Source organism: Acidovorax sp. Root267 (assembly GCF_001429215.1).
Lineage (GTDB): Bacteria > Pseudomonadota > Gammaproteobacteria > Burkholderiales > Burkholderiaceae_C > Acidovorax > Acidovorax radicis.
In genome coordinates this window covers 1-13,168 of sequence record NZ_LMJC01000031.1, presented here as the reverse complement: position 1 = coordinate 13,168, position 13,168 = coordinate 1, and the positions used below count along the sequence as shown (strand labels likewise).

Genomic DNA, 13,168 nt, shown 5'->3' with positions numbered 1-13,168 from the left:
TACCAGCAGCCCGTGCCCCGCAAAACAGCCTTGGAGTGTACCGCTGATTGAGCACCTCGGTCAATTTGTCTTATGTCTTATATAAGATATGATTGACACCCTGACACAGCCCGCACATCACCTTGTGCGCGGCCCGCCCTTCTCCCGATCGCCATGTCCTCGCTTCCGCTCAACGCCGACAACCCTGCGCAGCCTTCGGCGGGCGCAGGCTCTGCCACGCCCGCGTTCAGCCCGCTGTACCAGCAAATCAAGGGGCTCATCCTGCAGAGCCTGCAGCAGGGTGAATGGAAACCCGGTGAATCGATCCCCAGCGAGATGGAGCTGGCCGCCCGCTTTCGGGTGAGCCAGGGCACGGTGCGCAAGGCCATCGACGAGCTGGCGGCCGAAAACCTCGTGATGCGGCGCCAGGGCAAGGGGACCTTCGTGGCCACCCATGCCGAGCAGCATGTGCAGTACCGCTTCCTCAAGCTCATGCCCGACACCGGCGACGTCCGCGTGGAGGGCCCCGCACAGCGCCAGGTGATCGACTGCCGGCGCATGCGTGCCAGCGCCGACGTGGCGCGTGCGCTGGCGCTGCGCAGTGCCGACCCGGTGGTCCAGGCACGGCGGGTTCTATCGTTTGCGGGCGTACCCACCATCCTGGAAGACATCTGGCTGCCCGGCCAGGCTTTCAAAGGGCTGACGGCAGACCAACTGGCGAACTACCAGGGCCCCACGTACGCCATGTTCGAGCTCGATTTCGGCGTGCGCATGGTACGCGCCGAGGAGAAAATACGCGCCGTGCTGCCTGACGCCGAACAGGCGGCCATGCTGCAGATCCCACAGGCCACGCCGCTGCTGAGCGTGGAGCGCATTGCCTACACCTACAACGACGTTCCGATGGAGTTACGGCGCGGCCTGTACCTGACCGACACCCACCACTACCGTAACGAATTGAGCTGACACCACGCTGGCAACCGAGCGGAAACGTAGAACATTGGGGCTAGAGCAAACTCTTCTTGTTGCGTTGCAATAGAATTTTGCGTTCTTTGCATCTTCAAATTACAAAGCAGTTACATCCACGAAAGCACACAACATGACAGAACTCGCCAAAAAACGGCCTGAATTCCGCAACATCAATGCCTTCAAGGACCTGACCACCTACCGCATGACGCCTGCAGCGTGGGTTTCGATCCTGCACCGCGGCAGCGGGCTGATCATGTTCCTGCTGCTGCCTTTCATCATCTGGATGTTCGACACGTCGGTGTCGTCCGAAATCTCGTTCGCCAGGTTCACGGCGGCCTTCAATATCGGCATCGGCTTCGTGCCCGGCTGGTTCATCAAGCTGGTGGCACTGGCATTGATCTGGTCCTACCTGCACCACTTCACCGCCGGCCTGCGCCACTTGTGGATGGATGTGAGCCACAGCGCAGTGAACAAGGAATTCGGCAAGACCTCGGCCCTGGCGGTGCTCGCGATCAGCATCACGCTGGCCCTGGTGCTCGGCGCCAAGCTCTTCGGCCTGTACTGATCAACCCATAAAAACGGTGGCTGCTGCCAAGCAGTGCCCACCGAAGAACGAGAGGAAATTCCCATGTCCGTCAATTACGGTTCCAAGCGCGTCGTCGTCGGCGCCCACTATGGCCTGCGCGACTGGCTCAGCCAGCGCGTCACGGCCATCCTGATGGCCCTGTTTACCCTGGCCCTGCTGGCCCAGGTCATTTTTTCCAAGGGCCCCATCGGCTACGACAAATGGGCCGGCATCTTCTCGGCCCAGTGGATGAAGGTGCTGACCTTCTCCGTGATCATTGCGCTGGCCTGGCACGCCTGGATCGGCCTGCGTGAAGTCTTGATGGACTACATCAAGCCCGTGGGCCTGCGCCTGGCGCTGCAGGTGTTCAGCATCGTCTGGCTGGTCGGCTGTGCTGGCTGGGGTATCCAGGTTCTGTGGCGTCTCTGAATCCCACGACTGAAGGCAAAAAATAATGAGCTACACCAACGCTAACATCACCAAGCGCAAGTTCGACGTCGTCATCGTCGGCGCAGGCGGCTCCGGCATGCGTGCCGCGCTTGAACTCTCCCGCGCAGGCCTGAACGTGGCCTCGCTGTCCAAGGTGTTCCCCACCCGTTCGCACACCGTGGCGGCACAGGGCGGCGTGAGCGCATCCCTGGGCAACATGTCCGAGGACAACTGGCACTACCACTTCTACGACACCATCAAGGGCTCCGACTGGCTGGGCGACCAGGACGCCATCGAGTTCATGTGCCGCGAAGCCCCCAAGGTCGTGTATGAGCTGGAACACTTCGGCATGCCGTTCGACCGCAACCCCGACGGCACCATCTACCAGCGCCCCTTTGGCGGCCACACGGCCAATTACGGCGAAAAGCCCGTGCAACGCGCTTGCGCCGCCGCTGACCGCACCGGCCACGCCATGCTGCACACCCTGTACCAGCAGAACGTGAAGGCCAAGACGAATTTCTTCGTCGAATGGATGGCCCTGGACCTGATCCGCGACGCCGACGGCGACGTGGTGGGCGTGACCGCCCTGGAAATGGAAACTGGCGACCTGTACATCCTGGAAGCCAAGACCGTGCTGCTGGCCACCGGCGGTGCGGGCCGCATCTTTGCGGCATCGACCAACGCCTTCATCAACACCGGTGACGGCCTGGGCATGGCGGCACGTGCTGGCATCGCGCTGCAGGACATGGAATTCTGGCAGTTCCACCCCACCGGCGTGGCCGGCGCTGGCGTGCTGTTGACCGAAGGCTGCCGTGGCGAAGGCGCCATCCTGCTCAACAGCAATGGCGAGCGCTTCATGGAGCGCTACGCGCCCACCCTGAAGGACCTGGCCCCGCGCGACTTCGTGTCCCGCTCGATGGACCAGGAAATCAAGGAAGGCCGTGGCTGCGGTCCCAACAAGGACTACGTGCTGCTCAAGCTCGACCACCTGGGCGCGGACACCATCCACAAGCGCCTGCCGTCGGTGTACGAGATTGGCGTCAACTTCGCCAATGTGGACATCACCAAGGAACCGATCCCCGTCGTGCCCACCATCCACTACCAGATGGGCGGCGTGCCGACCAACATCAATGGCCAGGTGGTGACGCAGGCCAATGGCATCAACAACTCCGTGGTGAACGGCCTGTACGCGGTGGGCGAATGCGCCTGCGTGTCGGTGCACGGTGCCAACCGCCTGGGCACCAACTCGCTGCTGGACCTGCTGGTGTTTGGCAAGGCCGCTGGCCGCCACATCGTCGAGTTCAACAACAAGAACAAGGAACACAAGCCCCTGCCCAAGGATGCGGCCGACCGCACCCTGGAGCGCCTGAACCAGCTCGACAAGTCGAACGAAGGCATCTACGCGCAGAACCTGGCGGGCGACATCCGCGCCACCATGCAGCAGCACGCTGGCGTGTTCCGCACCCAGGTCAGCATGGACGAAGGCGTGCAGAAGATCGCCGAGATCCGCAGCCGCGTGGGCAGCGTGACCCTGAAGGACAAGTCCAAGGTGTTCAACACCGCCCGCATCGAAGCACTGGAAGTGGACAACCTGATCGAAGTGGCGCAGGCCACCATGGTCTCGGCCGCTGCCCGCAAGGAATGCCGTGGCGCCCACACCGTGTATGACTACGAGCACCCTGCAGACCATGCAGAGTTCCCGCTGGGCCGCAATGACAAGGAGTGGATGAAGCACACCCTGTGGTACAGCGAAGGCAGCCGCCTCGATTACAAGCCGGTCAACCTCAAGCCCCTGACGGTGGACAGCGTGCCCCCCAAGGTCCGTACGTTCTAAACAGTAGCCCCACGAGAGAAGAACCATGCAAAAACGCACATTCCAAATCTACCGCTACGACCCGGACAAGGACGCAAAGCCCTACATGCAGACCATCGAGATCGAACTCGACGGCCATGAGCGCATGCTGCTGGACGCACTGGTCAAGCTCAAGGAACAAGACCCCACGCTGTCGTTCCGCCGCTCGTGCCGCGAAGGCGTCTGCGGCTCGGACGCCATGAACATCAACGGCAAGAACGGTCTGGCCTGCCTGACGAACATGAACACCCTGAAGGGCACCATTGTTCTGAAGCCCCTGCCCGGCCTGCCAGTCATCCGCGACCTGATCGTGGACATGACGCAGTTCTTCAAGCAGTACAACTCGATCAAGCCCTACCTGATCAACGAAGAACTGGCCCCGGACCGCGAACGCCTGCAGTCCCCCGAAGAGCGCGACGAGCTCAACGGCCTGTACGAGTGCATTCTGTGCGCCAGCTGCTCCACGAGCTGCCCCAGCTTCTGGTGGAACCCTGACAAGTTCGTGGGCCCTGCCGGCCTGCTGCAGGCCTACCGCTTCATCGCCGACAGCCGCGATGACGCCACGGCCCAGCGCCTGGACAATCTGGAAGACCCGTACCGCCTGTTCCGCTGCCACACCATCATGAACTGTGTGGACGTGTGCCCCAAGGGCCTGAACCCCACCAAGGCCATCGGCAAGATCAAGGAACTGATGGTGCGCCGCGCCGTCTGACCCCGATCTGCACCGCAACGCCAGGCCAGCCATGGAAAACCTTTCCACCATATCCCTTGCCCCAGCAGCAGCCTCGCCGCTGCTGGACGAGCGTGAATTGAGCAAGCTGCACTGGCGCTGCCGGCGCGGCCTGCTGGAGAACGATCTGTTCATCGAACAGTTCTTCGCCCGCTACGAGCCCATGCTGACCCAGCGCCATGCGCAGGGCATGCGCGAGCTCATGGACCTGGCGGACAACGACCTGCTGGACCTGCTGCTGCGGCGGTGTGAGCCCGCAGGCGAGCAAGACACGGAAGAAGCGCGCGAAGTGCTTGGCATGCTCCGACAAAGTGGCGGTGCTCTGGCGGTTCACGCCTGATACCCCCCCCGTCTGCATGCCCCAAGACCGGATCATCATCGGCAACCCACCCAAGGAAAGTAACAATGAAGCTAGCTGACAACAAAGCCACCCTGTCGTTCAGTAACGGCGGCCCCAGCGTGGACCTGCCGGTCTACCAGGGCACCATCGGCCCGGACGTCATCGACATCCGCAAGCTGTATGCGCAGACGGGCATGTTCACCTACGACCCGGGCTTCCTGTCGACGGCAGCGACCCAATCGGCCATCACCTACATCGATGGCGACAAGGGCGAACTGCTGTACCGCGGCTACCCCATTGAGCAGTTGGCCCAGAACTGCGACTTCCTGGAAACCTGCCACCTGCTGCTGTACGGTGACCTGCCCAACGAAGCGCAGAAGACCGACTTCACCAGCCGCGTGACCAACCACACCATGGTCAACGAGCAGATGCAGTTCTTCTTGCGTGGCTTCCGCCGTGACGCGCACCCGATGGCGGTGCTGACCGGCCTGGTCGGCGCCCTGTCGGCCTTCTACCACGACAGCACGGACATCAACAATCCGCAGCACCGCGAGATCGCAGCCATCCGCCTGATCGCCAAGATGCCCACCCTGGTGGCCATGGCGTACAAGTACGGTGTGGGCCAGCCCTACATGTACCCGCAGAACAACCTGTCCTACGCCGGCAACTTCCTGCGCATGATGTTCGGCACGCCCTGCGAAGAGTACAAGGTCAACCCCGTGCTGGAACGCGCGCTGGACCGCATCTTCATCCTGCACGCAGACCACGAGCAGAACGCCTCGACTTCCACCGTGCGCCTGTGCGGCTCGTCGGGCACCAACCCGTTTGCCGCCATCGCAGCTGGCGTGGCCTGCCTGTGGGGCCCCGCCCACGGTGGCGCCAACGAAGCTGCCCTGAACATGCTGTACGACATCCAGGCCCAAGGCGGCGTGGAAAAGATCGGCGACTTCATCAAGCAGGTCAAGGACAAGAACTCCGGCGTCAAGCTCATGGGCTTTGGCCACCGCGTGTACAAGAACTACGACCCGCGCGCCAAGCTCATGCAAGAGACTTGCAATGAAGTGCTGGCCGAACTGGGCCTGGAAAACGACCCCCTGTTCAAGCTGGCCAAGGAACTGGAAAAGATCGCCCTGGAAGACGACTACTTCGTGCAGCGCAAGCTCTACCCGAACGTGGACTTCTACTCCGGCATCGTGCAGCGCGCTATCGGCATCCCTGTGAACCTGTTCACCGGCATCTTCAGCCTGGCCCGCACCGTGGGCTGGATCGCCCAGCTCAACGAAATGATCGGCGACCCCGAGTACAAGATCGGCCGCCCACGCCAGCTGTTCACCGGCTCCGAGCGCCGCGACGTGCCGCCACTGGCCAAGCGCTGATCGGCACGGCGCCCCGCGCCGTCCGCCGCACCCACAAAGCCCGCAGGCAGTGCCTGCGGGCTTTTTTCATGGCGAATCGGCTCGCAGTGGGCAATTTTGCATGCCCCTGGGAGTCAGTCTCAAGGAACAGACCAACCCATACTACCCCCTAGTAAATAGGAATTTATGGCCACTAGCGCTTTATCTATAAGCGCCATAGACCTATACTACACCCCAGTACATTCAACACCCGCAGACAGCAAGCGCCGCGCGCCAGCCTGACGCCCCTGTTCCCCATGCCCCACACCGCTGAAGACAAGCAACGCGCCGTCACCCGCCTGCGCCGCATCAAAGGCCAGGCCGAGGCACTGGAGCGTGCCGTGGAAGCCGGCAGCGAATGCGCCCCCATCCTGCAGCAGCTCGCTGCCATGCGCGGCGCCGTGCACGGGCTGATGGCCGACCTGCTGGACAGCCACGTGCGCGAGATCCTGGCGGAAAAGCCTGCGCCATCGCAGCAGGCCGTGGACGAAACACTGTCGCTACTGCGCTCGTACCTCAAATAGACAGCCCACCCCCCTACCGATTGACTGAAAGGACCACCCCATGAAATCCCGCGCCGCCGTCGCCTTCAAAGCCGGAGAACCCCTGCAGATCGTCGAAATCGACGTGGCCCCCCCCAAGAAAGGCGAAGTGCTCATCAAGATCACCGACACCGGTGTGTGCCACACCGACGCCTTCACGCTCAGCGGTGACGACCCCGAAGGCCTGTTCCCCGTGGTGCTGGGCCATGAAGGCGCAGGCATCGTGGTGGAAGTGGGCGAAGGCGTGACCAGCGTGAAGCCGGGCGACCACGTGATCCCGCTGTACACCGCCGAATGCGGCGAGTGCCTGTTCTGCACGAGCGGCAAGACCAACCTGTGCGTGGCCGTGCGCGCCACGCAGGGCAAGGGCGTGATGCCCGACGGCACCACCCGCTTCAGCTACAACGGCCAGCCGATCTACCACTACATGGGCTGCAGCACGTTCAGCGAATACACCGTGGTGGCCGAGGTGTCGCTCGCCAAGATCAACCCCCAGGCCAACCCCGAGCAGGTCTGCCTGCTGGGCTGCGGCGTGACCACGGGCCTGGGCGCGGTGAAGAACACCGCCAAGGTGCAAGAGGGCGACACGGTGGCCGTGTTTGGCCTCGGCGGCATTGGTCTGGCCGTGATCCAGGGTGCCAAGCTGGCCAAGGCGGGCCGCATCATCGCCGTGGACACCAACCCCTCCAAGTTCGACCTGGCCCGCACCTTTGGCGCCACCGACTGCGTGAACCCGAAGGACTTCGACAAGCCGATCCAGCAGGTCATCGTCGAGATGACCACCTGGGGCGTGGACCACAGCTTTGAGTGCATCGGCAACGTCAACGTGATGCGCGCGGCGCTGGAATGCGCGCACCGCGGCTGGGGCCAGTCGGTCATCATCGGCGTGGCCGGGGCGGGGCAAGAGATCAGCACCCGCCCCTTCCAGCTCGTCACCGGCCGCAAGTGGCTGGGCACGGCGTTTGGCGGCGTCAAGGGCCGCAGCGAGCTGCCCGGAATGGTCGAAGACGCGATGGCGGGCAAGATCCAGTTGGAGCCCTTCGTGACCCACACCATGGGCCTCAAGGACATCAACGAAGCGTTTGATTTGATGCACGAAGGCAAGTCCATCCGCTCCGTGGTCAAGTACGCTGCCTGAACCTGCACAGCGGACGGACGTTTGAGGCAAAAACAGCCTCCAGCGCTTGTACAAAAAGCGCCAACAGCTATTCATTTCAGAGCACCCACCATGACCACCTCCCTGGAACTCCTCAGCAGCCACGCCTGCTTCGGCGGCGAGCAGCGCTTCTACCAGCACGCCTCCACCGAGATCGGGCTGCCGATGAGGTTCTCGGTGTTCCTGCCCCCCCAGGCGCAGCAAGGTCCCGTGCCCGCCCTGCTCTTCCTGGCGGGGCTGACCTGCACCGAAGAAACCTTCATGGTCAAGGCCGGCGCCCAGCGCCTGGCCGCCGAGCTGGGCCTCACACTCGTCGCACCCGACACCAGCCCGCGCGGGGCCAACGCGCCGGGCGAGGCCGACAGCTGGGACTTCGGCGTGGGCGCGGGCTTCTATCTGGACGCCACGCAAACGCCGTGGCGCACCCACTGGCGCATGGAGAGCTACCTTCTGAAAGAGCTGCTGCCGCTGGTCTCGGCCCAGTTGCCCATCGACGGCACCCGCCTGGGTATCACCGGCCACTCGATGGGCGGGCATGGCGCGCTCACGCTGGCGCTGCGCCACCCGGGCCGATTCCAGAGCCTGTCGGCCTTTGCCCCCATCTGCGCGCCCACCCAGTGTCCGTGGGGCGAGAAAGCCTTCACAAGCTACCTGGGCGCAGACCGCACGGGATGGATCGAGCACGACGCCACGGTGCTCATGCAGCACCAGCCGGTCGCGCCCTACCCTGCGGGCATCCTCATCGACCAGGGCCTCTCCGACAAGTTTCTGGCCGAGCAACTGCATCCGCACCTGTTCGAAGCCGCCTGCCAGGCCATCGGCCAGCCACTCAGCCTGCGCCGCCACGCGGGCTACGACCACGGCTACTACTTTGTGCAGAGCTTCGTGGCCGACCACCTGCAGCACCACGCTGCTGCCTTGGCATAGGCAGGCTGGCCCACCAACAGCGGCAGATCGGGCCCCCTTCAAGGGCGGCAGGGCTCTGCGGGGCCTCAGTTCCCCCACTTCTGAGCAAATGTTAATGCGGCCTTAAGCCTCGGGCGCCACAGTGCGCCCCATGCCTTTGATCCTGCAGCGCCTGCTGCTTCCCCACCTGGCCACGGGCGCCCCGCCCCAGCCTGCTTCCACCGCAACACGCGCCCTGCACCCCGCCTGGGTGGTGGTGCTCATCAGCACCTGGCTGGCCACGGCCTGCAATGTGCCGCTGTGGCGCGAAGTGGCGCAGTTGCCCGGCCAGGGCAGCCTGCGCGGCTGGGGCTTTGCGATCGCGTTTGCGCTCATCGTGGCCGCGGGCAATGCCGCACTGCTCACCCTGCTGGCCTGGCGCTGGACGCTCAAGCCTGCCGCCGCCGTGCTGGTGGTGATGGCTGCGTTCGGCGCGTATTTCATGCTGGCCTACGGGGTGGCCATCGACGCCAGCATGCTCACCAACGTGCTGCAAACCGATGTGCACGAGGTAGGCGACCTGCTCAACGCACGCATGCTGGCCACCGTGCTGGCGCTGGCGGTGCCTCCGCTCTTGTGGCTGCTGCGCCGCCGCGTGCAGCGGCTGAGCCCGTTGCGCCACGCGGCGCACAACGGGCTGCTGCTGGCGGGCTCCATCGCCATCATCGTGGTGTGCCTGCTGCTGGTGTTCCAGGACTTCGCCTCCACCATGCGCAACCACACCAAGCTGCGCTACCTCATCAACCCGCTCAACAGCGTGTACGCGCTGGGCAACATCGCCACCAAGCCCCTGCGCATGGACACCAGCAAGCTGCTGCCCCTGGGGCGCGATGCGCAGCTGGGCGCCAGCTATGCAGGCCAGGCCAAGCCCCCGCTGCTGGTGCTGGTGCTGGGCGAAACCGGTCGCAGCGGCAACTTCGGCATCAACGGCTACGAACGCAACACCACACCGCTGCTCGCGGCCCGCGCCGACCTCATCAGCGCCCGCAACGCCTGGTCGTGCGGCACCAGCACCGCAGCATCCGTGCCCTGCATGTTCTCGCACCTGGGCCGCACGGGCTACGAGGCGCGCGCCGCCAACTTCGAGAGCCTGATCGACGTGCTGCACCACGCGGGCCTGGCCGTGCTGTGGGTGGACAACCAGTCCGGCTGCAAGGGCGTGTGCGACCGCCTTGGCGACGTCAACACATCCACGCTGAAAGACCCCGCCCTGTGCCCCACCAGCGGCGAATGCCTGGACCGCGTGATGCTGAAAGACCTGGATGCGCGCATAGCCGCACTGCCCGCCGAACAACGCCAGCGCGGCACCGTGGTGGTGCTGCACCAGATCGGCAGCCACGGACCGGCGTATTCCAAACGCTCTGCGCAGGACCTCAAGAAATTCCTGCCCGAGTGCACCTCGACCGCATTGCAGGAATGCGAGCGCCAGCAGGTGGTGAACGCCTATGACAACAGCATCCTCGAGACGGACTTTTTCCTCGACTCGGTGCTCAAATGGCTCTCAGCGCAGGAAGATAAAGCGCAGACAGCTATGATTTATGTAGCAGACCACGGCGAATCACTGGGCGAGAACAACCTCTACCTGCACGGCCTGCCCTACAGCATTGCGCCCGACGTGCAAAAACACGTGCCCTGGATCACCTGGCTGTCGTCTGCCATGCAGGCGCGCACAGGCGCACCCACGGCCTGCCTGCAGCGGGACCTGGCCGAACGGCGCGTCACGCATGACCACTACTTTCACTCGGTGCTGGGCCTCATGGATGTAAAAACGGGCGCCTACAACCCCGACCTGGACATGCTCGCCCTGTGCCGCGGCTTGGCGGCTGAAGCGGCCGCCAAGCCCGTTGCAAAACCCATTGCACAGCCCGCTTGAAAACCGGTTCTGCAACGCCCGATGAACGTCAATCGAGCTGTCCCTGGCAGACATATTTGGTGTGCAGGTAGTCGTCCAGCCCATGCGTTGAGCCTTCGCGCCCATAGCCCGACTCCTTCACCCCGCCAAACGGCGCGGCCTCTGCGGCCAGCGCCCCTTCGTTGATGCCCACGATGCCGGACTCCAGCGCGTCTGCCACGCGCCAGATGCGGCGCACGTTCTGGCTGTAGAAGTAGGCCGCCAGGCCAAACGGCGTGTCGTTGGCGGCGGCGATGACTTCGGCCTCGTCGTCAAACACGGTCAGCGGTGCCACGGGGCCAAAAGTCTCTTCGCAGGCACAGGCCATGGTGGCGTCCGCGCCGGTGAGCACGGTGGGTGCGTAGTAGGTAGCACCGAGTTCGGCCAGGCGCTTGCCACCCGTGAGAACCTTCGCCCCCTTGGCCACGGCGTCATTCACATGGCGCTCGATCTTCTCCACCGCGCGGTCGTTGATCATGGGGCCGATCTGGGAGGCCGGGTCGCTCGCCGGGCCCACCTTCAGCGCCGCCACGCGGGCCGTGAGCCGGGTGGCAAACGCATCGAACACATTGCGCTGCACAAACACCCGGTTGGGGCACACGCAGGTCTGGCCGCCGTTCCTGAACTTGGCGGCCATGAAACCGTCCACGGCCGCATCCACATCCGCGTCGTCAAACACAATGAAGGGCGCATTGCCACCCAGTTCGAGCGACAGCTTCTTGAGCGTGTCCGCACTGCGGCGCGCCAGGTGCTTGCCCACGGGGGTGGAACCGGTGAACGTGATCTTGCGCACGCGGCTGTCGTCGAGCCACACATCCACCACGGCGGGCGTGTTCTGGCGTGAGGCAGTGACGATGTTGAGCACCCCCGGCGGCACCCCGGCCTCGTGCGCCAGCAGCACCAGGGCCAGCGAAGTCAGCGGGGTGTCTTCAGCGGGCTTGCACACCACGGTGCAGCCGGCCGCCAAGGCCGGGGCGATCTTGCGCGCGATCATCGCCGCCGGAAAGTTCCAGGGCGTGATGGCCGCCACCACGCCCACGGGCTCCTTGAGCGCAAACATGCGGCGGCCCGGCACCGGGGCGGGAATGACCTCGCCGTTCATGCGCGTGGCCTCTTCGCCAAACCATTCGATGTAGCTGGCCGCATAGGCCACTTCGCCCTTGCCCTCGGCCAGGGGCTTGCCCTGCTCGCGCGAGATGAGCTTGCCCAGGTCGTCCTGGTGGGTCAGCACCAGGTCGTTCCAGCGCTTGATGATGGCGGCACGCTGCTTGGCAGGCACCTTGCGCCACGCGGGGAATGCGGCGTGCGCGGCGTCCAGGGCCGCCAGCGCCTCGGCAGCGCCGGAGTCGGGCACGGAAGCGATGGTGTCGCCGGTGGCGGGGTCGGTCACTTCAAGCCGGGCGCCGGTGGCCACGGTCCATTCGCCAGCGATGAAGTTGGCGCTGCGGATCAAGTCGGAACGGGTGAGGGTCAGGGACATGGCGGGAAGGTAAAAATTTGAACAAAAATGGCTGCTAGCGCTTATCCATCATGCGCGAGTAGCTATATCTTTAGGAGCAATGGCGCACCACTGGCCTAGCCGTTGGCCACCCGCTGTGCAATGGCCTGTCCCACCTGGGTGGTACTGGCCGTGCCTCCCAAGTCCGGCGTGCGCGGCCCGCTCTTGAGGGTGTCTTCAATCGCCGCCACGATGGCATCGTGCGCCTGCCTGCCCGCCCCCTGGCCCTGGGTCAAGAAGTCCAGCATCAGCGCCCCCGACCAGATCATGGCAATCGGGTTGGCAATGTTCTTGCCGTAGATGTCGGGCGCCGAGCCGTGCACGGGCTCGAACAGGCTGGGGAAGTGGCGCTCGGGGTTCAGGTTGGCCGATGGCGCCAGGCCAATGGTGCCGGTGGTGGCCGGGCCCAGGTCGGAGAGGATGTCGCCAAACAGGTTGGTGGCGGCCACCACGTCGAAGCGGCCTGGCTGGAGCACAAAGCGAGCGGTAAGGATGTCGATGTGCTGCTTGTCCAGCGTGACCTCGGGGTAGTCCTGGGCCACATCGTCCGCCCTCTGATCCCACCAGGGCATGCTGATGGCGATGCCGTTGCTCTTGGTGGCCAGGGTGACGTGTTTCTTGGGGCGGCTCTGGGCCAGGTCGAAGGCGAACTTCAAGAGGCGGTTGGCCCCGTGGCGGGAGTAGACCGATTCCTGGATCACGATCTCGCGGTCGGTGCCCTCGTACATGATGCCGCCCATGGACGTGTACTCGCCCTCGGTGTTCTCGCGCACCACGTAGTAGTCGATGTCACCGGGCTTGCGGCCGGCCAGGGGGCAGGGCACGCCCTCGAACAGGCGCACGGGGCGCAGGTTGATGTACTGGTCGAACTCGCGGCGGAA

13 protein-coding genes are annotated in these 13,168 nt (G+C 64.5%); 11 read left to right on the top strand and 2 right to left on the bottom strand.

The window, feature by feature from the left end:
- Positions 1-153 precede the first annotated feature (153 nt).
- From ASE39_RS20420 to ASE39_RS20370, 11 genes are all read left to right on the top strand, one after another.
- Complete coding sequence (locus ASE39_RS20420) at positions 154-942, top strand: GntR family transcriptional regulator (protein ID WP_010460196.1); 789 nt, start codon at positions 154-156, stop codon at positions 940-942.
- A 133-nt stretch (positions 943-1,075) separates the two neighbouring features.
- Positions 1,076-1,510 carry a succinate dehydrogenase, cytochrome b556 subunit gene (gene sdhC, locus ASE39_RS20415; protein ID WP_010460194.1) on the top strand — a complete coding sequence of 145 codons (435 nt, stop codon included), beginning with the start codon at positions 1,076-1,078 and terminating at the stop codon, positions 1,508-1,510.
- Between the two features lie 63 nt (positions 1,511-1,573).
- Positions 1,574-1,939, top strand: coding sequence for a succinate dehydrogenase, hydrophobic membrane anchor protein (sdhD, locus tag ASE39_RS20410; RefSeq protein WP_010460192.1), 366 nt, complete (start codon positions 1,574-1,576; stop codon positions 1,937-1,939).
- Positions 1,940-1,964: 25 nt separating this feature from the next.
- Complete coding sequence (gene sdhA, locus ASE39_RS20405) at positions 1,965-3,773, top strand: succinate dehydrogenase flavoprotein subunit (RefSeq protein ID WP_010460190.1); 1,809 nt, start codon at positions 1,965-1,967, stop codon at positions 3,771-3,773.
- Between the two features lie 25 nt (positions 3,774-3,798).
- Positions 3,799-4,503, top strand: coding sequence for a succinate dehydrogenase iron-sulfur subunit (locus tag ASE39_RS20400; RefSeq protein ID WP_010460189.1), 705 nt, complete (start codon positions 3,799-3,801; stop codon positions 4,501-4,503).
- 31 nt (positions 4,504-4,534) lie between these two features.
- Positions 4,535-4,861 carry a succinate dehydrogenase assembly factor 2 gene (locus ASE39_RS20395; protein WP_057272342.1) on the top strand — a complete coding sequence of 109 codons (327 nt, stop codon included), beginning with the start codon at positions 4,535-4,537 and terminating at the stop codon, positions 4,859-4,861.
- Between the two features lie 65 nt (positions 4,862-4,926).
- Positions 4,927-6,237 carry a citrate synthase gene (locus tag ASE39_RS20390; RefSeq protein WP_010460185.1) on the top strand — a complete coding sequence of 437 codons (1,311 nt, stop codon included), beginning with the start codon at positions 4,927-4,929 and terminating at the stop codon, positions 6,235-6,237.
- A gap of 275 nt (positions 6,238-6,512) precedes the next feature.
- Positions 6,513-6,779: a metal/formaldehyde-sensitive transcriptional repressor gene (locus ASE39_RS20385; protein WP_010460183.1), complete on the top strand. Its 267-nt coding sequence runs from the start codon at positions 6,513-6,515 to the stop codon at positions 6,777-6,779.
- A 40-nt stretch (positions 6,780-6,819) separates the two neighbouring features.
- On the top strand, positions 6,820-7,935 hold the full coding sequence (locus ASE39_RS20380; RefSeq protein WP_057223006.1) for an S-(hydroxymethyl)glutathione dehydrogenase/class III alcohol dehydrogenase: 1,116 nt from the start codon (positions 6,820-6,822) through the stop codon (positions 7,933-7,935).
- Positions 7,936-8,025: 90 nt separating this feature from the next.
- Positions 8,026-8,880, top strand: a complete 855-nt coding sequence (gene fghA / locus ASE39_RS20375; RefSeq protein ID WP_057272341.1) for an S-formylglutathione hydrolase — start codon at positions 8,026-8,028, stop codon at positions 8,878-8,880.
- A 130-nt stretch (positions 8,881-9,010) separates the two neighbouring features.
- Positions 9,011-10,771: a phosphoethanolamine--lipid A transferase gene (locus tag ASE39_RS20370; protein WP_057272522.1), complete on the top strand. Its 1,761-nt coding sequence runs from the start codon at positions 9,011-9,013 to the stop codon at positions 10,769-10,771.
- Between the two features lie 28 nt (positions 10,772-10,799).
- Here ASE39_RS20370 and ASE39_RS20365 read toward each other — a convergent pair whose 3' ends face one another.
- The gene (locus tag ASE39_RS20365; RefSeq protein WP_057272340.1) at positions 10,800-12,269 is read right to left on the bottom strand and encodes an NAD-dependent succinate-semialdehyde dehydrogenase; all 1,470 of its coding nucleotides are present in this window, start codon (positions 12,267-12,269) and stop codon (positions 10,800-10,802) included.
- A 95-nt stretch (positions 12,270-12,364) separates the two neighbouring features.
- A partial coding sequence (locus ASE39_RS20360; protein WP_057272339.1) for an isocitrate/isopropylmalate family dehydrogenase occupies positions 12,365-13,168 on the bottom strand: 804 nt, incomplete at its 5' end.

What these genes read in the sequence shown, in the direction of transcription:
- ASE39_RS20395 (WP_057272342.1), top strand. Translation starts at nt 4,535, where the DNA reads ATGGAAAACCTTTCCACCATATCCCTTGCCCCAGCAGCAGCCTCGCCG.
- ASE39_RS20385 (WP_010460183.1), top strand. Translation starts at nt 6,513, where the DNA reads ATGCCCCACACCGCTGAAGACAAGCAACGCGCCGTCACCCGCCTGCGC.
- fghA (WP_057272341.1), top strand. Translation starts at nt 8,026, where the DNA reads ATGACCACCTCCCTGGAACTCCTCAGCAGCCACGCCTGCTTCGGCGGC.
- sdhD (WP_010460192.1), top strand. Translation starts at nt 1,574, where the DNA reads ATGTCCGTCAATTACGGTTCCAAGCGCGTCGTCGTCGGCGCCCACTAT.
- sdhC (WP_010460194.1), top strand. Translation starts at nt 1,076, where the DNA reads ATGACAGAACTCGCCAAAAAACGGCCTGAATTCCGCAACATCAATGCC.
- ASE39_RS20400 (WP_010460189.1), top strand. Translation starts at nt 3,799, where the DNA reads ATGCAAAAACGCACATTCCAAATCTACCGCTACGACCCGGACAAGGAC.
- sdhA (WP_010460190.1), top strand. Translation starts at nt 1,965, where the DNA reads ATGAGCTACACCAACGCTAACATCACCAAGCGCAAGTTCGACGTCGTC.
- ASE39_RS20380 (WP_057223006.1), top strand. Translation starts at nt 6,820, where the DNA reads ATGAAATCCCGCGCCGCCGTCGCCTTCAAAGCCGGAGAACCCCTGCAG.
- ASE39_RS20365 (WP_057272340.1), bottom strand. Translation starts at nt 12,269, where the DNA reads ATGTCCCTGACCCTCACCCGTTCCGACTTGATCCGCAGCGCCAACTTC.
- ASE39_RS20390 (WP_010460185.1), top strand. Translation starts at nt 4,927, where the DNA reads ATGAAGCTAGCTGACAACAAAGCCACCCTGTCGTTCAGTAACGGCGGC.
- ASE39_RS20420 (WP_010460196.1), top strand. Translation starts at nt 154, where the DNA reads ATGTCCTCGCTTCCGCTCAACGCCGACAACCCTGCGCAGCCTTCGGCG.
- ASE39_RS20370 (WP_057272522.1), top strand. Translation starts at nt 9,011, where the DNA reads ATGCCTTTGATCCTGCAGCGCCTGCTGCTTCCCCACCTGGCCACGGGC.